Origin of the sequence: Streptomyces sp. NBC_01363 (assembly GCF_026340595.1) — a bacterium.
Lineage (GTDB): Bacteria > Actinomycetota > Actinomycetes > Streptomycetales > Streptomycetaceae > Streptomyces.
Map to the genome: position 1 here is coordinate 973,162 of NZ_JAPEPF010000001.1, position 21,282 is coordinate 994,443.

The window sequence follows — 21,282 nt, forward strand, 5'->3', positions numbered from 1 at the left end:
CCTTCGGCCACGGGGAACGCCGCGTTCGCAGCAGCAGGCCCCTTCTTCGGTGAGACGAAACGCTCCGTCTCGTCAGCGACCCTAGCCGACTCGAAGCGCCCCGCGCGAGGGAATGGGCAACGGTGACTTTCGGCAGTGTCGGGGCGCTCCCCGGCTGCGTACGGTCGTCCGGGTGGACAGAGTGACGATCAGTGGTGCGGTCCGGCGGGCCGTCGTCGCGCCGGGGAATCTTCTGGCCGTCGGTGCGGCGGTCTGTGTCGGGCTGAGCGCGGTCAGCCCGTGGTGGGCCCTGCCCGCCGCCGCGGCGGCGTTCTTCGCGGGCCGGGAGCCGGGAAGGACCGGGCCCACGGTCCTCGTGCTCGTCGCGGTGGTGGCCGGCGGCGTGGTGGCGGTGGCACTGGTGCCCTCCTGGCTGCTGATGGCGGGGCGGTTCGTCGCGGTGGTGGCGGTGGCCGCGATGCTGCCGTGGTTCGCGGGACGCTTCTGGCGCCAGTACCAGGAGCTCGTCCGGGCGGGCTGGGAACGGGCGGGCCGGCTGGAGCGCGAACAGCGGCTCGTCGCCGAGCAGGCCAGGTCCCGCGAGCGGGCCAGAATCGCCCAGGACATGCACGACGTCCTCGGGCACGACCTCAGTCTCATCGCCCTGTCGGCCGGCGCCCTCAAACTGGCCCCCGGGCTCGACGAGGCGCACCGGGCCGCGGCCGGGGAGATCCGGGCCCGCGCGGCCGCGTCGGTGGAGCGGCTCGGCGAGGTGATCGGTCTGCTGCGCGAGGAGGCGGACGACGAACCTCCGCAGCCGCCCGGCACCGGCATTCCGCAACTGGTCGAGGAGGCCGCGGCCGCCGGGCTCGCGGTCGGCCTGCGGATCGAGGGGGACGCCGACGCCATGCCCCCGTCGGCCGCGCGGGCCGCCCACCGGGTGGTCCAGGAAGCCCTGACCAACGCGGCCAAGCACGCGCCGCGGGCGCGGGTGGACGTACGGGTGACGCACACGGCCGGGGAGACGACGGTCCGGGTGGCGAACGGGCCCGCGCCCGCGCCGTCCCGCACCGAGGACGTCCCGGGGACCGGGCGGGGACTGATCGGGCTCGACGAACGGGTACGGCTGACGGGCGGCACCTTCGCTCACGGCCCGTACGAGGGCGGCTTCGCGGTCAGCGCACGGATACCGCACGCCGCGCCCGCCCACCGGCCGCCCGCCGCACCGAGGCCCGCTCCCCCGGCCCTGCCCTCGGAGCACCGGCACGCCCGCAGCCGCGCCCGCCGGGCGCTGGCCCTCGCGGTGGTGCTGCCCCTGGTGGCATGGGCGGGGCTGAGCGGAGCCCTGATGGCCTGGGACATTCGCTCGGCCCGGCTCTCCGTGCTGGACCCCGGCGACTACGCCCGGCTGCGGGTGGGTCAGGATCGGGAGGCGGTCGAGCGGCTGCTGCCCGACCGGGAGACCACGCAGCGGCCGGTGGCCGGGGAACCGAAGGGAGAGGGCATCGCATGCACGTACTACGCGATGACGGCGGACCGCTTCGACGACCGGTCCGGGGACGCCTACCGGCTCTGTTTCCAAGGCGGCCGGCTGATGTCCAAGGAGGCGCTGACCCCATGAGCGCGCCCCACGCACAGGGAACGGTGGACGAACGGTGATCCGGGTACTGATCGCCGACGACGAGCCGATGATCCGCGCGGGAGTGCGCTCCGTGCTGGCCACCGCCCCGGACATCGGCGTCGTCGCCGAGGCCGCAGACGGACACGACGCCGTGGAGCTGGTACGCCGCCACCGCCCGGCCGTCGCCGTGCTCGACATCCGGATGCCCGGGATGAACGGCATCGAGGCGGCGGCCGAGATCCGGCGCACCGTGCCGGAGACGGGGGTCGTGATGCTCACGACCTTCGGTGAGGACGACTACATCCTCCAGGCGCTCGGAGGCGGCGCCGCCGGTTTCCTGATCAAGTCGGGCGAGCCCGAGGAGCTGATCGCGGGGGTCCGCGCGGTGGCCGACGGGGCCGCCTATCTGTCACCGAAGGTCGCGGCGCGGGTCGTCGCCCATCTCTCGGCGACGGGCGCGGGCGCCCTGGCCGGCCGCCGCACCGCCGCCCGGGAACGGGTCGGCGCGCTCACCGGCCGGGAACGCGACGTACTGGCCTTCCTCGGCAGCGGGCTGTCCAACGGCCAGATCGCCCGGCGGCTCCATCTGGTGGAAGGGACGGTCAAGGCGCATGTGAGCTCCATCCTGGCCCGGCTGGGCGTGGACAACCGGGCCGCCGCGGCCGTCGTCGCCCACGAGGCCGGGATCGTCGCGCCCCCGCAGCCGCCTCCCGAGCGCTGACGCCGCGGTCCGGGCAAGCGGCAGGAACACGAGCAGCACGGCCGCCACCACCGAGGCCCCGAGAACCGCGCCGGCCAGCACGTCGTGCGGGTAGTGCGCCCCCACCACGACCCGCAGCAGGGAGGCCGCCACGGCCACCGGCAGGGTGACGGCGGCGAGGCGCGGGCGCAGCACGGCCAGGCCCACCGCGAGGCCGGCGGCCAGGGTGGCGTGGTTGCTCGGGAAGGACCAGTCGCCCGGCGGCGGGCACTCGGCGGCCGTCTCCGCGATGCCCCGCAGGGCTCGGCAGGGGCGTTCCTCGTCCACCACCAGCTTCGCCGCCTCGCTGACGGCGTACGCCGCCACGGTGCCGATGCCGGTGAGCACGGTGCCTGCGGACATCCGGGTGTCCCCGCGGCGTACGGCGCTCCACCAGGCCCACACCAGCAGCAGGCCGAGGACCACCAGGGTGCCGTCGGTGGCCGCCTCCAGCAGGGGTCCCGTCCAGGAGGGCGCCTCGGCCACCGCCCCGGTCACCGATCGGTACAGGGATGCCGAGGCGCCGTCCGTCACCTCCACGGCACGGGCCGAGCCCAGGCCGCCCGGGGCGAGCGCCAGGACGGCCGCCGCCCCCGAGGCCAGGACGACGCAGGCGAGCAGTGGCCGCCCGGTCCGGGTTCTGCTTCCGGTTTCTCGTCTCATGGGATGTGAACCTAGAAGCGGCGAGGGGCCGCGGACCCGGGCCGAACGACAGGGCCCACCCCTGACGAACGTCAGGGGTGGGCCCCACTCGGGACTACGCAGCCACGGCGTCCGCGCTGCTCCGCACCCGCCAGAGCCAACCCGCTCCGGCGAGCGTCGCGACGGCCGTCGCCGTGATCGCCGTCCAGTACTCGGACTGCGACGGATCGTTGGGGTAGCTGAAGAGGAACCAGGCGACGTTCATCAGCGAGGGCGCCAGCGTGGTCAGCGCGAAGCCGGTCCACTTCTGGCTCTTCGTCCAGTGCCGGGACCTGAACAGCACGACGGCTCCGGCGACCTTCAGCGCGAAGCCGAGCGGCACCCAGAGGTAGCCGAGACCGAGGGCGAGCACCGGCAGCAGCACCACGAGCCACGCGGGCGAGCGGCGCGCGGGCGTCTCCCCCGCCCCGGTGCCGGGACCGGCGACGGCGCCCGGACCGGCGACGGCACCGGGAGCGAGCCCGGGGCCGGACCCGGACTCCTGCAGCGCGGTGGCGGCGATGGTGCGCGGGTCGCCCAGCTCGCGCAGAACGTCCCGGTCACTGCCGCCGGGCCGCTCGGCGAGCGCGATCTCGATGTGCTCGGCGAGATCGGCCACGAGCTCCTGCCGGCGGTCCGCCGGAAGCGCCGACGCCTCGCGCTCGACCGCCGCGAGGTAGTCCCGGACCAATTCGCTCCCGGCGCCGTTCCCGCCGCTTCCGGCACTTCCGACGCTCTGCGACTTCTCGGTGTTCATCATTCGGTCTCTCCAGATACCTGCGGGCGCGTCTTCGGCGCGAGAAGGTGATCGACGGCATTCCGGAAAGCGGGCCATGTTCCCGTGAACTCCGCGAGCGCGGCGCGTCCGGCCTCGGTCAGCTCGTAGTACCGCCTCGGGGGCCCGAGGCGGACTCCTGCCAGGTGGTGACGACGAGTCGGTCCCGTCGCAGCCGTGACAGCAGGGGATACACCGTGCCCTGGCTGGTCGCCAGTGCCCCGGTCTCCTCCAGCTCCCGCAGCAGCTCGACCCCGTACCGCGCCCCGTCACGCATCAGGGCGAGTACGCGGTACTCCAGCACGCCCTTGCGGAGCTGCTCTCGGCCTTGCTCGCGGAGCGGTTGCCCGGACCACCTGGTTCCATGCAATGCAATGTACCTTGCCGCGCACAGGCATGTCCAAGCTGCCGGTCCCCGGCCCTTCCCAACTGATGGGTCGTCAGCTCTAATCGAAGGGTGATGGGACACGCAGGCATGGCCGCCATCGCCGTCCGGTACCTCAGGTCCGTCGGCGCCGCCACCACCGCAGGGCCGGCACCGGTCGATGCGCTGCCGCGCCCGCATCTGCGAGCCGTCGCCGCCGATGAGCAGCCGCCCGTCGACCCGGGCGAATTCCGCCGCGTGCTGGGAAGCTTCGCCAGCGGCGTCACCGTCGTCACCGCGCACGACCCGGACGACCCGCAGGGCCCGGCGGGCTTCGCCTGCCAGTCGTTCGCCTCGCTCTCCCTGGACCCGCCGCTGGTCACGTTCATGGTCGCCCGTACGTCGACGACCTGGCCGCGCATCGCGCGCGCCGGGGCCTTCTGCGTCAACATCCTCGGCGCGCACCAGGGCGCGCTGTGCCGGGGCTTCGCGGTGAGCGGCGCGGACAAGTTCGCGGGGGTGGCGTACGAGGCCGCCCCGGTGACCGGGTCGCCGCTGCTGGACTCCGTGGCGGCCTGGGTCGACTGCCGCGTCCAGGCCGTCCACACCGGGGGCGACCACCTGATCGTCGTCGGCCGGGTGGAGGCGTTGGGGGCGGCGGCGGACGGGGTCGATCCGCTGCTGTTCCACCGGGGGGTGTTCGGGCGGTTCGGACCGCTCGACGGGTGAGCGCGCACCGCGGCTGGGCCCCGTACCGCCCCGGCGGACCGGCTGTTCAGCCGAGGGGGTCGCGCGGAACGGCTTCGTGCAGCAGGTCCCGCAGCGCCAGTGCCGCCGGAAGCGGGGCGGCGGGCAGCGCGACATGTACGGTCCGGCGCGGGGCGAGGTCGCCCAGTCGGCAGACGGCGAGTTCGGCGGGGACCGCCCAGGTGGCGAGCGAGGGGACCAGCGCAACCCCCAGCCCGGCCGCCGCGTAGCCGAACTTGCCGGTCCACTCGGCGATCCTGGTGATCCGCTTCGGCTTGAATCCGGCCCGGTCGCACACCTCGGCAAGCATCATCGGCCGGTCGGCGGACACGTCCTGGAGCCAGGTCTCGTCGCGCAGTTCGCGCAGATCGATCGTCCCGGCCCCGGCCAGGCGGTGCTCGCGCGCGAGGACGACGAACAGCTCGTCCGCCAGCAGCACCTCCGTCGTGACGGCGTCGACCGACGGCAGACCGGACGGGTAGTCGCTGACCACGGCCAGGTCCAGCGCCCCTTCCGCCAGGCGCCGCATCAGCTCACCGGTCCGGCCCTCGGCCGCGACCACCTCGATCTCCGGCCTGGACCGCACGAACGCCCGCAGCGCGGCGGGCACCAGCGAGATGTTGGCCGTGGCGAACGCCCCCACGCGCAGCCGCCCGCCCCGCCCGGCATGGATCACGGCCATCTCGTGCTCCGCGCTCGCCAGCCGCGCGAGCACCTCCGCCGCGTGCCGGTGCAGTGCCTGGCCGGCCGGGGTCAGCCGTACGCCCCGGGCGAGCCGTTCGAAGAGCGGACCGCCCGCGCGTTTCTCCAATGAGGCGATGCGCCGGGACACCGCGGACTGCGTGTAGTCGAGCCGGACCGCGGCCTTCGTGAACGATCCGGTGTCGGCCACCGTCACCAGCAGACGCAGTGCGTCGATCTCGAACACATTCCCCCCATGCATGGCTCACATGCAATCTAGTCGCTGGTGGAATGCCTTGTCCGGCCCTAGCGTCGAGGAACGGGGCCGGAGAGCAGTACCGCCCCACGAACTTCCCCGTATCAACTCCCAGGAGGAGACGTGTCGTTACTGTCTGACACCCGGTCCGGGTGGGGCCGGTGACCGCGGGAGCCGCGGACTCGCTGTCCGCGATGCTGGCCGATCTGGAGGAGCTCGTGGTCTGTGAGTCCTTCTCGGCCGACCACTCGGCGCTGGCCCGCAGCGCCGAGGTCGTCGGCGCCCAGGGCGAGAGACTGCTGGGCCGGGCACCGGAGACGATCGTGGTCGACGGGGTGCCCCATCTGCGGTGGGTCTTCGGCACACCGCGGGTGCTGCTGGTGGGGCACCACGACACGGTGTGGCCGACGGGTTCGCTGGAAACACATCCCTGGTCGGTGGTCGACGGGATGGCCCGGGGCCCCGGGGTCCTCGACATGAAGGCGGGTCTGGTGCAGATGTTCCACGCGCTGGCCTCCCTGCCGTCCCCGGACGGCGTGTGCGTGCTGGTCAACGGGGACGAGGAGATCGGTTCCCCGACCTCCAGGGGCCTGATCGAGGAATCCGCGCGCGGCTGCGCGGCGGCCTTCGTGCTGGAGGCGTCCGCCGATGCGGAGGGCGCCCTCAAGACCGCCCGCAAGGGCACTTCGCGGTACGAGGTCGAGGTGCACGGCAGGGCATCCCATGCCGGTCAGGAACCGGAGAAGGGGGTCAACGCGGCGATCGAGGCCGCCCACCAGGTCCTGGCCATCGCCGGTCTCGCGGCCTCGATGGGCCCCACCGGTTCGGTACTGGGGAACCCGACCGTCACGCCCACACTGCTGTCGGCCGGCAGCACCCTCAACACCGTGCCCGCCCGAGCGAAGGTGTCGGTGGACGTGCGGGTGCCCACCACGGCGGCGCAGGACCGGATCGACGTCCTGATGAGGGGGCTGACCGCCCGGACACCCGGGGCGCGGCTGCGCGTACTGGGCGGCAGGAGGCGGCCCCCGATGGAACCGGGCTCCTCCGCCGAGCTGTTCGCCCTCGCCCGCGAGATCGCCTCGGAGCTGGGGCAGGAACCACTGCGGGGCGTCGCCGTGGGCGGCGCGTCGGACGGCAACTACACCGCGGGCGCGGGCGTCCCGACGCTGGACGGCCTCGGTGCCGTCGGCAGCGGCGCCCACGCGGACAGCGAGCATGTCGCGGTCGGGCAGATGGTCCCCCGTACCCGGCTGCTCGCCCGGCTGATCGCGCGGACGAGGGGCTGACCCGCGCACCCCGCACGCGGTCCGGCCGCGAAAACGGCCGGACCGCGTCCGCGTCCGGCGTACACACGAGGGAGAAGTCCATGGCAGCAGCACCGAACGTCCTGTCCGTGGAGGCCACCGAGCTGGCCTCCACCCACCGACTCGGCGCACTGGAGGGCACGTTCGCCCCCAAGCGCCTGAACAGACTGCTCTTCGCCCTCTACATCTTCACGACGCTCTACCTGCTGGCGCTGCTCGTGATACCCGGCCTGCTGTTCTTCTGGTGGCTGCGCCGGAATCCGGACTTCAGCCGAAGACAGGCCGCCAAGCGTCTCCATCTGTTCGAGAACGGAATGATCGTGCACCCGCAGTCCGGCGACGGCGTGGTCGTCATCCGCTGGGATTCCGTGCGGCTCTACCAGGACATCACCCAGAAGATCATCAACGGCATCCCCGGACCCACCGAGTACGCCTACTCCGCGGTGGGTCCGGGCCGTGCCAGCGCGAGGATCACGCACTTCTACGAAGGCCCCGAGACCTGGGGACCCCATATGCAGCAGGCCATTCTCCGCGCCCAGGGACCGGCGGTCCTGGCATCGGTCCTGGACGGCGGGACGGCCGGCTTCGGGGACCTGTCGCTCTCCCGGACCGGCCTGACGGCCAGAGGGAAGGGCGACCTCTCCTGGTCCGACGTCCAGGAGATCCAGGTCGCGGCGGGCCGGGTCCGTGTCATGAGGACCGGCGGCTCCGGCCTCTGGTGCGGCGTCGCGGTCAGCGACATCGCGAACCTCCACGTCTTCCTGGCCGTCGCCGAGCGCCTCTCCGCCGCCCACGGCCCGGCAGCCTGAAAAGCCCGCCGTCAGCCGAGCCCGACGGCGGCGTCCGAGGGTTCCCGGACCCGGCGGATCACCAGCGCCATCAGCGCCGCCGTCGCGCACAGCGCCCCCGACGCGTACCAGACCAAGTCGTACGAGCCGAACACATCGCGCGCCACTCCGCCCAGGAACGCCACCAGCGCCGCCCCCACCTGATGGGAGGCCAGCACCCAGCCGAAGACGACGGCGCTGTCCTCCCCGTACTGCTCACGGCACAGGGCCAGCGTCGGCGGGACGGTGGCGACCCAGTCCAGGCCGTAGAAGACGATGAAGAACACCATCGGCGGATGCACCGACGGCGCCATCAGCATCGGCAGGAAGAGCAGCGAGACGCCGCGCAGCGCGTAGTAGACGGCGAGGAGCCGCCGGGCGTCGAAGCGGTCGGTGAGCCAGCCGGAGAAGACGGTGCCGATGATGTCGAAGACCCCGATGACGGCGAGCAGCGAGGCCGCGGCGGTGATGGGCATGCCGTGGTCGTGGGCCGAGGGCACGAAGTGCGTACGGATCAGACCGTTGGTCGAGGCCCCGCAGATCGCGAACGTACCGGCCAGCAGCCAGAAGGGTCCGGTGCGCGCCGCGTCGATCAGTACGCGTACGGTCCGCCGCGCCGCCCCGCGCGCGGGTGCGGGCTTCTCCGCGTAGGTGCCGCCGTACGGGGCGAGGCCCACGTCGGCCGGGTGGTCGCGGAGCAGGAACCAGACGAACGGGACGACGACCAGGGCCGCGAGCGCCACCGTCACCGAGGCCGGGCGCCAGCCGTGTTCCTCGACGATCCAGGCGCACAGCGGCAGGAAGACCAGCTGCCCGGAGGCGCCCGCCGCGGTGAGGATGCCGGTGACCAGACCGCGCCGGGCCACGAACCAGCGGTTGGTGACCGTGGCGGAGAACGCCAGCGCCATCGAGCCGGTGCCGAGGCCGACGAGCAGGCCCCAGTAGATCATCAGCTGCCAGGCGGCCGTCATCCATACGCTGGCCAGCGCCCCGGCCGCCACGGCGCTGAGGGCGACGACGACGACCCGGCGGATGCCGAAGCGGTCCATCAGCGCGGCGGCGAACGGTGCGGTGAGCCCGTACAGCGCCATGTCGATGGAGACGGCGAGCCCGATCTCCCCGCGCGACCAGCCGAACTCCGTGTTGAGCGGGTCGATGAGGAGGCCGGGGAGGGAGTTGAAGGCGGCGCCGCCGATGATCGTCACGAAGGTGACGACGGCGACGATCCAGGCGCGGTGAACACGTCGGCGGGAGGGGCGGCCGGGGGGTGCGGGGGTGGCCTGCCGGTCGTCGTCCCGGGCGGCGCTTTCGGTTGTCTGGGTCACGTCATTCAGCATCGGGTCACGGCACTTCTCCTCACGAGTGGCCGGAGGGACACCCTTCGCAGGGATCGGGCCACCGGGATCGTCGCCCCGCGGTCCGGACGGGCGGGCCGGTGTGCGCGTACGATCGCCAGTCGGCCGACGGGCCGGGCCCGCCGGCCTCGTCACGCACCGATCCGGGGGATTCCATGCAGTGGGCAGCACGCCAGCACTTCCACCACCGCTCCGCGCTGATGCAGACCTGGGGCGCCGTACTGCTGCTCATCGCCTGCGCCCTGTGGGTCTGGCTGGGCTTCCTGCTGGCGGACCCGCAGGGCATGTACTGCTACCGCGGCATGTCGTCGGTGTGCGAGGTGGAGAGCGGCGTACCGAAGCAGCTGACCGTCCTGGGGATCTCCGCGCCCCTGTCCGTCCTCGGTGCGGGGCTGCTCGTCGCCGGCAGTGTGCGCAGGCAGACCAGCGCCCATGTCTTCGAGGTCATCGAGATGCAGAAGTCCGAGGAACGCAGCCGGGAGAAGTAGCCAGGACCGTCACCGCCCAGGCGAACCCCGCCCCCACCGCGTACCAGAGCAGATCCGGTGCGCCGAAGGTCGAGCCGAGCACCAGCCGCGCCACCGTGCTGTGCCGGGAGAGCTCCGCGGGCACCCCGGTCAGTTGCAGCAGCTCCACCGCCCAGCTGAACGCCAGCGCCGTCCCGGCCCGGACGACCGGCCGCGCGCCGGGCGCGATCACGGCGACCAGGGCGCAGATCAGCACCGTGTAGAGCGCGTCCCCGGCGTACTTGGCGAAGGCGCCGTCCGCGAGTGTCCTGACCCCGAGCCCGGCGAGGACGGTCAGCACGGCGGCCCCGGCCGCGACCGCACGTGCGCGCGGGCCTGTCCGGGGCGCGGCCACCGGCCCCCCGCCCCCGGTCACGCGATCCGCTCCAGCCGGCTGATCGGCCGGGCCACCAGCAGTACCGCCACCACCACCATGTTGATCACCGCTCCGGCCAGCAGCACCTCGGGCGCCCCCACCCGGTCCGCGACCGGTCCCGCCAGCGCCCGGCCCGCCGCCAGCATCAGCAACGAGCCCGCCACGTCGTACGCGTGCAGGCGGTTCAGCGCCTCGGGCGGCACATGGGTCTGGACCGTCGTCGACCACATCACCAGCCAGAACGCGAACGCCGCGCCCGCCACGAACTGCCCCGCCCCGAGCGCGGGCACCGGCAGCCCGAGGCCCAGCACCAGCAGGTTCACACAGACCCCGGTCAGCGCGACGGCCCCGGCCGCGAGCGGGCGGCGGGGCCTCAGGCGCAGGGCGAGCAGCCCGCCGACGACGCTGCCCGCGCCGTTCACCGCCATCATCACGCCGTACGTCCCCGAGCCGTGCGCCTCGGTGACCTCGACCGCGGTGAGCGGCAGCATCGGGCCGAGCACCATGAAGCCGTACACCGTCCAGATCGCGATCACCCCCCACAGCCAGCTGCGGGCCCGGAACTCCCGCCAGCCGTCGACCAGTTCGGCGACGAAGCCGCCGCGCTGCGCGTCGTCCGACGGGGCCGGGGCGAGCCGGAGCAGGAACAGGCAGAGGCCGGAGACCAGGAACGTCGACGCGTTCGCCGCGTAGACCGCCCCGGCGCTGGCCAGCCCGACGAGCATGCCCGCGAAGGCCGGGCCCGCCATGGTCATCAGCGCCTCGGAGACCCTCAGCACCGCGTTGCCCCGCTGCACGTCCGAGGCCACCCGGGGCACGGTCGAGGCGACGCCCGGCTGGAAGAGCGCGGCACCCACCCCGGCCACCGAACTGAGCGTGTACACCACCCACAGCGGCGGGTTCCCGGTGGCGAAGGAGAACGCCAGCACCGAGGCCCCGACCAGCCGCAGCGCATCCGCGATGATCATCATCCGGCGGGGGGTGAACCGGTCCGCCAGTACGCCGCCGAAGAGCACGAAGAGCGCCAGCGGCCCCATCCAGGCCGCGAGCGCGAAGCCCACCGAGGAGTGCGGCCGGCCGGCCCCCAGCAGTCCCGCGGTGAGCGCCACCGGGATCATGCCGTCACCGAAGAGCGCGGCGGTGCGGGCGACGAAGAAGAGCCGGAAGTTACGGTTCCAGAGCCCTTCCGACCGACCATCGCCCAGGCCGTCGCCCAGGCCGTCGCCGAGTCCGCCACCCCTCGCACCCAAACTGGGGGAACCGGGCAAAAGGGGCTGCACACCATCGCGTTCGACGGCGGGAATGCGCGGGTGCTCCGCTGACTTTTCCTTCACAGGAGTGACATGTATCAGGCTTGAGGTCTATACCACTAGGGGTGAAGGGAGTCCGCCAATGCCGCACCGAATCGCCGTCCTGGCCCTCGACGGGCTGCTCCCCTTCGAACTGGGCATCCCCCAGCGGATCTTCGGCCGCGCGTTCGGCATCGAGCCGCACAACGAGGGCCGCAGTCTGTACGAAGTCGTGACCTGTTCCGTCCGCCCGCCGGGCCCGGTCCGTACCGACGCGGACTTCACGATCACCGTCGAGCGCGGGCCCGAGGCCCTGGCCACCGCCGACACGGTGGTGATCCCCGCCAGTTACGAACTCGGCCCGGTCCACTCGGAGGGCAGGCTCACCGAGGAGCTGGCCGCCGCGTTCGCCCACATCAGGCCGGGGACCCGGATGGTCTCGATCTGCACGGGCAGCTATGTACTGGCCGCCGCCGGATATCTCGACGGGCGCCCCGCCACCACCCACTGGTGGCACGCCGACCACTTCCAGCAGCTCTTCCCCGAGGTCCGGGTCGACCCGGACGTCCTGTTCATCGACGACGGGGACGTCCTGACCTCCGCCGGGGTCGCCGCCGGGATCGACCTCTGCCTGCACATCGTGCGTCGCGACCACGGCACCGCCGTCGCCAACGACGTCGCCCGCCGCACGGTCGTGCCCCCGCACCGGGACGGCGGGCAGGCGCAGTACATCCAACGCCCGGTGCCCGAGAACCGGTTCGCGACCACGACCACCGCGCGCACCTGGGCGCTCGGGCGGCTGGAACGGCCGATCCTGCTGCGCGACATGGCACAGCAGGAGTCGATGAGCGTGCGGACCTTCACCCGCCGGTTCCGGGAGGAGGTCGGGGTCAGTCCCGTCCAGTGGCTGACCCGGCAGCGGGTCGAACGGGCCCGGCACCTGCTGGAGTCGACGGACCTGTCGATCGACCAGGTGGCACGGGAGGCGGGTTTCGGGACGCCCACGTCGCTGCGGCAGCATCTCCAGGCGGCGCTGGGGGTGTCCCCCACGGTGTACCGGCGCACCTTCCGCGCCGGGAGGGTCTGAGGGGGCGCGTCCGGAAGGTCAGAACACCAGCACGCCCCGTGCCACCCGGCCGTGGTGCGCGTCGTCCGCCGCCTTGGCGAAGTCCTCCACCGGGTAGGTGGTGGTGACGAGTTCGTCCAGGAGCAGCCGGCCCTCCCGGTACAGCTCCGCGTAGAGCGCGATGTCCCGCTGCGGGCGCGAGGAGCCGTACCGGCAGCCCAGGATCGACTTGTCCAGGAACAGCGACGAGACGAGGAACGACGCCTCCACCGTCGCGGCCGGGACGCCCAGCAGGATCGCCTGGCCGTGCCGGTCCAGCAGGTCGATCGCGGTACGGATCAGCTCCGTACGGCCCACGCACTCGAAGACGTGGTCGGCGCCGCTCGGCAGGATCTCCCGCACGCCGTCCGCCGACGTCAGGAAGTGCGTCGCGCCGAACCGCCGGGCCGCCGCCTCCTTCGCCGGGTTGGCGTCGACGGCGACGATCGTCAGCGCGCCCGCGATCCGGGCACCCTGGATCACGTTGAGCCCGATGCCGCCGGTGCCGATCACCACGACCGTGTCGCCCCGGTCGACCTTCGCCCGGTTGAGCACGGCTCCGACGCCCGTCAGCACCCCGCAGCCGATCAGGGCCGCGGAGGTCAGCGGGATGTCCGCCGGGATCTTCACCGCCTGCACGGCCTTGACCAGGGTCCGTTCGGCGAAGGCGGAGTTGGACGCGAACTGGTAATACGGCTTCCCGCGCCGCGCGAACGGCTGCCCCGGCCGCCCGATCGCCTTGCGGCACATGGTCGGGCGCCCCCGGTCGCACTGGGCGCACGCCCCGCAGTTGGCCAGCGTGGACAGCGATACGTGGTCGCCGGGCGCCACATGGGCGACGCCCGCGCCGACCGCCTCGACCACGCCCGCGCCCTCGTGCCCGAGCACCACCGGCGCCGGGAACGGGATCGTCCCGTCGATCACCGAGAGGTCGCTGTGGCACAGCCCGGCCGCGGCCACCGCCACCAGCACCTCGCCGGGACCCGGATCGCGTATCTCCAGATCGTCGACGACCTCGGTCCGCTTGCCGTCGAAGACGACGCCTCTCATCTCGGCTCCCTGGGTAGGCCGAGCACTCGCTCGGCGATGATGTTCCGCTGGATCTCGTCCGAGCCGCCGTAGATGGTGTCGGACCGGGTGAACAGGAACAGGCGCTGTGCCTCGTCGAGTCCGTACGGTGCCTTCGCCGACCAGTCGTCCGGGCCGACGGCCGCCGCCGCGCCCCTGACCTGCACGGCCAGCTCGCCCAGGCGCTGGTGCCAGCCGCCCCAGAGCAGTTTCGCCACACTGGGCGCGCCGGCGTCGCCCGTGGAGCCGAGGGTGCGCAGGGCGTTCCAGCGCATGGTCCGCAGCTGGGCCCACTGCCGTACGAGGCGTTCGCGCAGGACCGGGTCGGTGACGGCGCCGCTGTCGATGGCCGCGCGGACCACCCGGCCCAGTTCGGCGGCGAAGCCGATCTGCTGGACGAGCGTGGAGACGCCGCGCTCCAGGGCCAGCAGGCCCATGGCGACCGTCCAGCCGTTGCTTTCGCCGCCGACGCACTCCTCGGCGTGCGCCCCGTCGAAGAAGACCTCGTTGAACTCGCTGGTCCCCGACATCTGGCGGATCGGCCGCACCTCGATCCTGCCGGGCTGGTCCATCGGCACCAGCAGGAACGACAGGCCGTGGTGGCGGCGGGAGCCGGGCTCCGTGCGGGCCAGCACGAAGCACCAGTCGGCCTCCTTCGCCAGTGACGTCCAGATCTTCTGCCCAGTCACCCGGTGGCCGCCGCGGCTCCGGTCGGGCACCGCGGCCGTGCGCACCGCGGCGAGGTCCGATCCGGCGTCCGGCTCGCTGTATCCCTGGCACCAGAGCGCGTCGCCGCGCGCCACGGCGGGCAGGAAGCGCCGTTGCTGTGCCTCGCTGCCGTAGGCGATCAGGGTCGGGGCGAGAAGGTTCTCGCCGATGTGGCCGACCCGGGCGGGGGCGTCGGCGCGGGCGTACTCCTCGGCCCAGACGACCTGCTGGGTGAGGCTCGCGCGGCGGTTGCCGTGGCCGGCGCCGCGGTTCTCCCAGCCGAGGCCGATCCAGCCCTCGCGGCCGAGTTCGCGCTCCCATTCCCGGCGGATCGCGACGCCCTCGTGCTCGCTGCCGGGGCCGCCGGTGCCGGCCGCTGCCGCGTACGCCCCGACGAGGTGCGCTTCCAGCCAGGCACGGGCTTCCTCGCGGAACGCGGTGTCGTCGGGGCCGAAGCTGAAGTCCACGGTGCCTCCTGACTGTTGCCGCTCACCATCGAGCCCGTCCGGGGCGGAGCCCCGGCGGGCGGGGCTCATGCGTTCGGCCGCGCCTTCGCCGCGGCCGCCGCGGCCATCTCCTCCAGTCGCGCCAGCATCGGCATCGGGTCCGTGCCCACCGTCCCCGGCAGGAAGTCCGCGATCCGCTCCGGGGTCCACGCCCCCTCCACGTAACCGGCCCTCAGCTCCCTCGGCTGGGCCCAGACCGCGATCTTCGGCCCCGCGACCGTGTACACCTGGCCGGTGATCTTCTCCTGGCGGGCCCGTTCGCTGAGCAGGTAGACGACGAGCGCGGCCACGTCCTCCGGCTCGCCGATCTCCTTGAGTTCCATGGGGACGTTGGCGGACATCCGGGTCCGGGCGACCGGGGCGACGGCGTTGGCCGTGACGCCGTACTTGTGCAGGCCGAGCGCCGCGCTCCGCACCAGCGAGATGATCCCGCCCTTCGCGGCGCTGTAGTTGGCCTGGGCGACGCTGCCCTGGTGGTTGCCGCTGGTGAAGCCGATCAGGGTGCCGCCGCCCTCCTGCTTGCGCATCACCGCCGAGGCGGCCCGGAAGACGGTGAAGGTGCCCTTGAGGTGGGTGGCGACCACCGGGTCCCACTCCTCCTCGGACATGTTGAACAGCATCCGTTCCCGCAGGATCCCGGCCACGCAGACGACCCCGTCGATCCGCCCGAACCGCGCGAGCGCCGTGTCCACGATGCGCTGGCCGCCCGCCATCGTGGAGATGTCGTCGGCGACCGCCACCGCCTCGCCGCCCGCCGCCTCGATCTCCTTGACGACCGACTCGGCCACCTCGCTGCTCGGCTCGCCGCCCCCGATGGAGACGCCGTAGTCGTTGACGACGACTCTCGCCCCCTCGGCCGCCGCCGCGAGCGCGACCGCCCGCCCGATGCCGCGACCGGCACCCGTCACGGCCACCACCTTGCCTGCCAAGAAGTTCCCCATGCCCGGCCCCTTCCCGTGGTTTCTGACGGACCGTTAGATTTTATGGGCCATCAGGTCCACGAGCACAAGCCCCAGGAGGCGCCATGTCACTGCCGGCCGAGTTCCACGACATCGCGAAGCGGGTCAACAACTGGGGCCGCTGGGGCGCCGAAGACGAGATCGGGACGCTCAACCTGATCACCGACGCCGTGGTGCGCGAGGCCGCGGCCACCGTCCGCACCGGTCTGCGGATCCCGCTCGCGCTCCCCCTCCAGCAGGACGGCGTACAGAGCGGGCTGATCCCCGGGCGGATCAATCCGCTGCACACCATGGTCCAGATCAACCAGGAGCTCTTCGGCCCCGGCACCGTCGCCACCAGCGACGACACGGCGGTCCTGAGCCTGCAGACGGCCACCCACTGGGACGCCCTGACCCATGCCTCGCACTCGGGGAGGATCTACAACGGCCGCCCGGCCGCGACGATCACCGCACACGGCGGCGCGCAGTTCAGCGGGATCGACAAGGCGCCGCACATCGTCTCGCGCGGGGTGCTGCTCGATGTGGCGCGCGCCCTCGGCACGGACCGGCTGCCCGGCGACCACGCCGTCACCCCCGAGGACCTGGACGCGGCCGAGGAGCTGGCGGGGGTGCGGGTCCGGTCCGGAGACATCGTGCTCGTACGGACCGGGCAGGTGCAGGTCTATCTGGCGGGCGACAAGCAGGCGTACGGCTATCCCTCGCCCGGCCTGTCGATCCGGACGCCCGAGTGGTTCCGCGCGCGCGATGTGGCGGCGGTCGCCAATGACACCCTGACCTTCGAGATCTTCCCGCCGGAGATCGACGATCTGTGGCTGGGGGTGCACGCGCTGGACCTGGTCGAGATGGGCATGCCGCAGGGCCAGAACTGGAACCTGGAAGCACTGTCCACAGCCTGTGCGCAGGAGAAGCGGTACGCCTTCCTGCTCTCCGCGATGCCGGAGCCGTTCGTCGGTGCGACCGGCACCCCGGTCGCACCGGTCGCCATCCTCTGATCGGCCGTCCCCGAGGGGACCGGCCGGTGCCACACAGCGGCCCGGAACAACTGCTTTAACCTTTATGCAAGATTCGTGGCGACCTGCGACGCCTTGCGCACATCGCGGTCCGCGTCCTTCGCGCCCTGCGCGCCGGAGTGCAGTGGCCGCTGGATCAGCGGCGCACTCCGGTCGACCTCGCACCAGATGCGCTTGCCCGCACCCTCGGGCTGCCAGCCCCAGCGGTCGGCGAGGCCGTCGACCAGCTCCAGGCCCCGGCCGTTGGTGTCCTCGCCCGCCGCGTGGCGCTGCTGCGGCGGGCGACAGCTGGTGTCGGCCACCTCGACCCTGACGGTCCCGGCCGCACCGGCCGTGCCCGTCAGGCCGAACAGCATGCGCAGCACGGCCGGACACCCGGTGTGCACCACCGCGTTGGTGACCAGCTCCGAGATCAGCAGGATGAGCGTCTCGGCCAGCGGCTCGTCGTCCCTTATCCCGGACCCGACCAGTCTCGACCGGGCCCATCTACGGGCCCGCCCGACCTCCGCGGGATCCGGCCCGACCTCCAGCTGAACCTGAAGCACCTGCACCGCTCACACCATCCGAACCGGCGGACACATCGCCTCGCGCCTCCTCAGGGTCACGGAACGTGATTCCCCTGCGAGACAGCATGGTTGACGTACAGTCACCGCAACAAGCGCTTCGGGCATATTCCAGCGCGAAGGAGTACGCGTAGTGCATACTGTGCGACGCGCGCTGCGGGAAGTCGAACAGAGGCGCATCGAGGCCGCGGGAGCCGCCTCCCGGGCACGCCCGGCGCTTCTGCCTGGAACGCGAGCAGGGCACCTCTTCCGGTCCGGAGTCGCCGCACGGGCAACACCCGGATCGCCCGGTTCCAGTTCCTGTCGCATCCAACGGAGCGTACCCGAGCCCGGCGCCGACTCCACCCCGTGACGGAAGACGTGAAGGGCGCGGGCCGGAGCTCGCGCCCGCCGACTGCACTGCGTAACTCCGCAGTGTGAGGCTCCCACCTCTGCCTGTCACATTCATGCACCGGACATGCGCCCGCTTCCGGGCGCCCGAAGCCTGCACGGAACCCGTCCGGCTTCAGCACAGGTCCCCCGCAAGCACCTCCTCGGCCGCCGCCGCCGTCAGCCACTGCCCGGACCGCAGCCAGGCCCGTTTGAGGTGCAGGTGAACATCTGATTCCCAGGTGAAGCCCATGCCGCCGTGCACCTGGAGGCTGTCCCGCGCGTTGCGGACCGCCGCGTCGTCGGCGAGCAGCTTGGCACCCGCGATCTCGACCGGGTCCGCGGTGACGGCCGCCGCGTACACGGCGCAGCGGGCCAGCTCGGTGCGGACCAGCATCCCGGCGCACAGGTGTTTGACCGCCTGGAAGGACCCGATCGGCGATCCGAACTGTTCGCGCGTACCGGCGTGTTGGACGGCCATCTCGGTCGTCCGGGCGGCACTGCCGAGTTGTTCGGCGGCGGCGAGCAGGGCCCCCTCGTCGCGCAGCCGCTCGCCCCCGGGCAGCGGATCGTCGGCCTCCACGGGGCCCGCGATCCGCCACAGCGGCGTGAACGGGTCGATCGAACGTACGGGGTCGGCCGCGTCCCGTACCCGCGCGGCGTCCCGCGGCGCGCCCCCGGGGCCGAGTACGAGCAGCGCGTCCGCCTCCCCCAGGTGTGCGACCGACTGCCCCGGGTCGAGCACGGCGACCACCGCCTCGCCCTGCGCCGCGCCCTTCACCGGACCGGCCGCGAGATGGGTGGCGATCAGTGGCCCCGGCAGCAGCGAGCGCCCCACCTCCTCGAAGAGGAGGACCGATTCGGGCAGCCCCAGGCCGACACCCCCTTCCGCCTCCGGCAGCCGCAGCGCGAAGAACCCGGCCTCGCCGAGCTCCCGCCACAGCGCCCGGTCGATACCCGTACCGGCGTCGAGCGCGGCCCGCATCCGGTCCCTGCCGAAGCGTCCGGCGAGGAGTTCCCGCACCCCCGCCCGCAGGGCCCGCTGGTCGTCCGAGAGCTGGAAGTCCACAGTCCGCTCACCGCCCCTTCGGCAGGCCGAGAATCCGCTCGGCGACGAGGTTCCGCTGGATCTGCGAGGTGCCGGCCGCGATGGTGTACGAGAGTGAGGAGAGCCGGTCCAGCACCCACTCCCGGTCCAGATCCGCGCTGTCCGCGCCGAGCACCTCGGCAGCCGCCTCGTACAGCTCCTGGCGCGCGTGCGAGTACCGCAGCTTGAAGACCGAGCCCCCGGTCCCGGGGACGCCGCCGGTGCCCTGCGCCTCGCTGACGTTCCACTGGGTGAGCCGCCACAGCGCCCGGAATTCGGCGTTCAGCCTGCCCAGCCTGCGGCGCAGGACCGGGTCGTCCCAGCGTCCGCCGCGCCGGGCCTCGGCCGCCAGTGCCGCCAGGGTGCGGCGGCAGGCGACGACCTCGCCGACGAACGCCGTTCCGCGCTCGAAGGAGAGGGTGACCATGGTGACCCGCCAGCCGTCGTTCTCCGCGCCGACGCGGTGGGAGACCGGCACCCGCACCTCGTCGAGGAACATCTCGGCGAACTCGGTGGATCCGGCGAGGGTGCGCAGCGGGCGGACGGTGACCCCGGGCGCGTCCATCTCCATCGCGAGCCAGCTGATCCCCCGGTGCTTGGGCGCCGCCGGGTCCGTACGCACCAGCAGCTCGCACCAGTCGGCGACCTCCGCGTGCGAGGTCCAGATCTTGCTGCCGCTCACCACGTAGTGGTCGCCGTCGCGCACCGCCCTGGTCCGCAGCGCGGCGAGGTCCGAACCGGCTCCGGGCTCGCTGAACCCCTGGCACCAGATCTCGTCGCCGCGCAGCACCGGCGGCAGCCAGCGGGCCCGCTGCTCCGCGGTGCCCTCGGCGGCGATCGTCGGGCCGGCGTGCAGCAGCCCGACGAAGTTCGCGCCGACGTACGGGGCCCCGGCCCGCTCCGTCTCCTCCAGGAAGATCAGGTGCTGGGTCGGGGTCGCGCCCCGGCCGCCCGCGTCGACGGGCCAGTGCAGACCCGCGTAGCCCGCGTCGTACAGCATCCGCTGCCAGGCCGTGTCGTACGCGCGGCGCCCCGGCCAGTCGTCGGGGCCGGGCTTCGCGGGCAGTCGGGGGAGCACGGCGGCCAGCCACTCGCGCAGCCGCGCCCGGAACTCCTCTTCCTCCTCCGTGTACGCGAGGTCCATCGCGCGCCTACTTCTCGCGGTCCCGGTCCAGGTCCAGACCGAGCATCCGGATCGCGTTTCCGCGCATCAGTTTGTAGACGGTCTCGTCGTCCAGCCCCTTGACGTGGTCGAGGGCGACCTCCTTGGTGTGCGGGAAGGTCGAGTCGACGTGCGGGTAGTCGGTCTCGAAGGTGGCGTTGTCCCGTCCGACGACATCGAGCGAGGCGACGCCGTGCTTGTCGCGGAAGAAGCAGCAGAACATCTGCCGGTAGTAGTACGTGGACGGCGGCTCGGGGATCAGATCGCGCACCCCGCCCCAGGCCCGGTGCTCCTCCCAGACGTCGTCGGCGCGCTCCAGGGCGTACGGGATCCAGCCCATCTGGCCCTCGCTGTACGCCAGTTTCAGTCGGGGGAACTTCACCAGGACCCCGCTGAACAGGAAGTCCATCATCGAGGCCATGGCGTTGTTGAAGGAGAGGCTGGCCTGTACGGCGGGCGGGGCGTCCGGTGACGCGGCGGGCATCTGCGAGCTGGACCCGATGTGCATGTTCACGACCGTGCCGGTCTCCTGGCAGGCGGCGAAGAACGGGTCCCAGTAGCCGGTGTGGATCGACGGCAGCCCGAGGTAGGTGGGGATCTCCGAGAAGGTGACCGCCCGCACCCCGCGCGCCGCGTTCCGCCTGATCTCCGCGACGGCCAGGTCGATGTCCCAGAGCGGGATGATGCAGAGCGGGATCAGCCGGCCGCCGCTGTCGCCGCACCACTCCTCCACCATCCAGTCGTTGTAGGCGCGGACGCAGGCGAGCGCGACCTCCTTGTCGTGCGCCTCGGCGAAGGTCTGGCCGCAGAAGCGCGGGAAGGTGGGGAAGCAGAGGCTCGCCTCGACGTGGTTGAGGTCCATGTCCTTGAGCCGCTCCGCGGGGTCCCAGCAGCCGGGCCGCATCTCCGCCCGGGTGATCCCCTCCAGCGTCATGTCGTCGCGGTCGAAACCGACGGCGGCGATGTTGCGCTTGTACGGGAACTTCAGGTCCTCGTAGATCCACCAGTCGGTCGGCGGGCCGTCCGGGTCCATCGTGATGACGTACTTGCCACCCGTGTAGGCCAGCTCGCCGATGCCCGCGGTGAGCGGCTGCGGGCCGCGCTCGCGGTACTTGGCGGGCAGCCAGGTCGAGAAGAGGTGCGGCGGCTCGATCACATGGTCGTCGACGCTGACGATCCGAGGCAGTTCCGTCATGGTGTCCCCTTCGGCGCACGCTTTTCTGATGACCCGTCAGATTGACG

Annotated in this window: 20 protein-coding genes and 2 pseudogenes; 8 read left to right on the top strand and 14 right to left on the bottom strand. The window is 72.7% G+C overall.

From position 1 onward, the window contains the following. The first annotated feature begins 232 nt into the window (after positions 1–232). Together OG611_RS04530 and OG611_RS04535 are read left to right on the top strand one after the other, a co-directional pair. Entirely contained in the window at positions 233–1,600 is a 1,368-nt protein-coding gene (locus OG611_RS04530) for a sensor histidine kinase (RefSeq protein ID WP_266425513.1), read from the top strand. A 34-nt stretch (positions 1,601–1,634) separates the two neighbouring features. Continuing rightward, positions 1,635–2,321 carry a response regulator transcription factor gene (locus OG611_RS04535; RefSeq protein WP_266415759.1) on the top strand — a complete coding sequence of 229 codons (687 nt, stop codon included), beginning with the start codon at positions 1,635–1,637 and terminating at the stop codon, positions 2,319–2,321. A gap of 39 nt (positions 2,322–2,360) precedes the next feature. On the opposite strand, the pseudogene OG611_RS04540 reads toward OG611_RS04535, so the two are convergent. The 3 genes and pseudogenes from OG611_RS04540 to OG611_RS04550 form a co-directional block, all read right to left on the bottom strand. Then, positions 2,361–3,002, bottom strand: a pseudogene (locus tag OG611_RS04540) (phosphatase PAP2 family protein); the annotation flags it as partial. A 94-nt stretch (positions 3,003–3,096) separates the two neighbouring features. After that, complete coding sequence (locus OG611_RS04545; RefSeq protein WP_266415761.1) at positions 3,097–3,780, bottom strand: DUF1700 domain-containing protein; 684 nt, start codon at positions 3,778–3,780, stop codon at positions 3,097–3,099. Next, positions 3,777–4,161 (bottom strand): annotated as a pseudogene (locus tag OG611_RS04550) (PadR family transcriptional regulator). Before OG611_RS04550 ends, OG611_RS04545 begins: the two are co-directional and overlap by 4 nt. Before the next feature lie 109 nt (positions 4,162–4,270). Here OG611_RS04550 and OG611_RS04555 point away from each other — a divergent pair. Then, positions 4,271–4,888 carry a flavin reductase family protein gene (locus OG611_RS04555; RefSeq protein WP_266425516.1) on the top strand — a complete coding sequence of 206 codons (618 nt, stop codon included), beginning with the start codon at positions 4,271–4,273 and terminating at the stop codon, positions 4,886–4,888. Positions 4,889–4,934: 46 nt separating this feature from the next. Here the strand turns inward: OG611_RS04555 and OG611_RS04560 are convergent, their stop codons facing one another. Next, positions 4,935–5,834 carry a LysR family transcriptional regulator gene (locus tag OG611_RS04560; RefSeq protein ID WP_266425519.1) on the bottom strand — a complete coding sequence of 300 codons (900 nt, stop codon included), beginning with the start codon at positions 5,832–5,834 and terminating at the stop codon, positions 4,935–4,937. Positions 5,835–6,037: 203 nt separating this feature from the next. On the opposite strand from OG611_RS04560, the gene OG611_RS04565 reads away from it, so the two are divergent. Both OG611_RS04565 and OG611_RS04570 read left to right on the top strand, forming a co-directional pair. Further along, entirely contained in the window at positions 6,038–7,132 is a 1,095-nt protein-coding gene (locus tag OG611_RS04565; protein WP_266425521.1) for a M20 family metallopeptidase, read from the top strand. A gap of 80 nt (positions 7,133–7,212) precedes the next feature. Next, a complete protein-coding gene (locus OG611_RS04570) occupies positions 7,213–7,959 on the top strand; it encodes a DUF6585 family protein (protein ID WP_266415762.1) in 747 nt (248 codons plus the stop codon). Between the two features lie 11 nt (positions 7,960–7,970). On the opposite strand, the gene OG611_RS04575 is transcribed toward OG611_RS04570, so the two are convergent. Next, complete coding sequence (locus tag OG611_RS04575; RefSeq protein ID WP_266415763.1) at positions 7,971–9,314, bottom strand: MFS transporter; 1,344 nt, start codon at positions 9,312–9,314, stop codon at positions 7,971–7,973. 173 nt (positions 9,315–9,487) lie between these two features. Here OG611_RS04575 and OG611_RS04580 point away from each other — a divergent pair, with 173 nt between their 5' ends. Further along, positions 9,488–9,820 (top strand): hypothetical protein, encoded by a 333-nt coding sequence (locus OG611_RS04580; protein WP_266415765.1) that lies wholly within the window; start codon positions 9,488–9,490, stop codon positions 9,818–9,820. Here OG611_RS04580 and OG611_RS04585 read toward each other — a convergent pair. Together OG611_RS04585 and OG611_RS04590 are read right to left on the bottom strand one after the other, a co-directional pair. Beyond that, positions 9,777–10,214 (bottom strand): DUF2809 domain-containing protein, encoded by a 438-nt coding sequence (locus OG611_RS04585; protein ID WP_266415767.1) that lies wholly within the window; start codon positions 10,212–10,214, stop codon positions 9,777–9,779. The genes OG611_RS04580 and OG611_RS04585 overlap by 44 nt on opposite strands. Continuing rightward, positions 10,211–11,431, bottom strand: coding sequence for an MFS transporter (locus OG611_RS04590; RefSeq protein ID WP_266425524.1), 1,221 nt, complete (start codon positions 11,429–11,431; stop codon positions 10,211–10,213). Before OG611_RS04590 ends, OG611_RS04585 begins: the two co-directional genes overlap by 4 nt. Before the next feature lie 175 nt (positions 11,432–11,606). Here OG611_RS04590 and OG611_RS04595 point away from each other — a divergent pair, with 175 nt between their 5' ends. Further along, entirely contained in the window at positions 11,607–12,590 is a 984-nt protein-coding gene (locus tag OG611_RS04595; RefSeq protein WP_266415770.1) for a GlxA family transcriptional regulator, read from the top strand. 18 nt (positions 12,591–12,608) lie between these two features. Here the strand turns inward: OG611_RS04595 and OG611_RS04600 are convergent, their stop codons facing one another. The 3 genes from OG611_RS04600 to OG611_RS04610 form a co-directional block, all read right to left on the bottom strand. Continuing rightward, on the bottom strand, positions 12,609–13,658 hold the full coding sequence (locus tag OG611_RS04600; protein ID WP_266415772.1) for a Zn-dependent alcohol dehydrogenase: 1,050 nt from the start codon (positions 13,656–13,658) through the stop codon (positions 12,609–12,611). Next, positions 13,655–14,851 (bottom strand): acyl-CoA dehydrogenase family protein, encoded by a 1,197-nt coding sequence (locus OG611_RS04605; protein ID WP_266425527.1) that lies wholly within the window; start codon positions 14,849–14,851, stop codon positions 13,655–13,657. Before OG611_RS04605 ends, OG611_RS04600 begins: the two co-directional genes overlap by 4 nt. A gap of 65 nt (positions 14,852–14,916) precedes the next feature. After that, positions 14,917–15,831: an SDR family oxidoreductase gene (locus OG611_RS04610; protein ID WP_266415774.1), complete on the bottom strand. Its 915-nt coding sequence runs from the start codon at positions 15,829–15,831 to the stop codon at positions 14,917–14,919. A gap of 83 nt (positions 15,832–15,914) precedes the next feature. Between OG611_RS04610 and OG611_RS04615 the strand changes: the two genes are divergently transcribed. Continuing rightward, positions 15,915–16,841, top strand: coding sequence for a cyclase family protein (locus OG611_RS04615; protein WP_266415776.1), 927 nt, complete (start codon positions 15,915–15,917; stop codon positions 16,839–16,841). 62 nt (positions 16,842–16,903) lie between these two features. Here the strand turns inward: OG611_RS04615 and OG611_RS04620 are convergent, their stop codons facing one another. The 4 genes from OG611_RS04620 to OG611_RS04635 form a co-directional block, all read right to left on the bottom strand. Further along, the gene (locus OG611_RS04620) at positions 16,904–17,410 is read right to left on the bottom strand and encodes an ATP-binding protein (protein WP_266415778.1); all 507 of its coding nucleotides are present in this window, start codon (positions 17,408–17,410) and stop codon (positions 16,904–16,906) included. Positions 17,411–17,927: 517 nt separating this feature from the next. Next, positions 17,928–18,860 (bottom strand): acyl-CoA dehydrogenase family protein, encoded by a 933-nt coding sequence (locus OG611_RS04625; protein ID WP_266415780.1) that lies wholly within the window; start codon positions 18,858–18,860, stop codon positions 17,928–17,930. A 7-nt stretch (positions 18,861–18,867) separates the two neighbouring features. After that, positions 18,868–20,022 (bottom strand): acyl-CoA dehydrogenase, encoded by a 1,155-nt coding sequence (locus OG611_RS04630; protein ID WP_266415782.1) that lies wholly within the window; start codon positions 20,020–20,022, stop codon positions 18,868–18,870. 7 nt (positions 20,023–20,029) lie between these two features. Then, positions 20,030–21,235 carry an amidohydrolase family protein gene (locus OG611_RS04635; RefSeq protein ID WP_266415784.1) on the bottom strand — a complete coding sequence of 402 codons (1,206 nt, stop codon included), beginning with the start codon at positions 21,233–21,235 and terminating at the stop codon, positions 20,030–20,032. Positions 21,236–21,282: the final 47 nt, after the last annotated feature.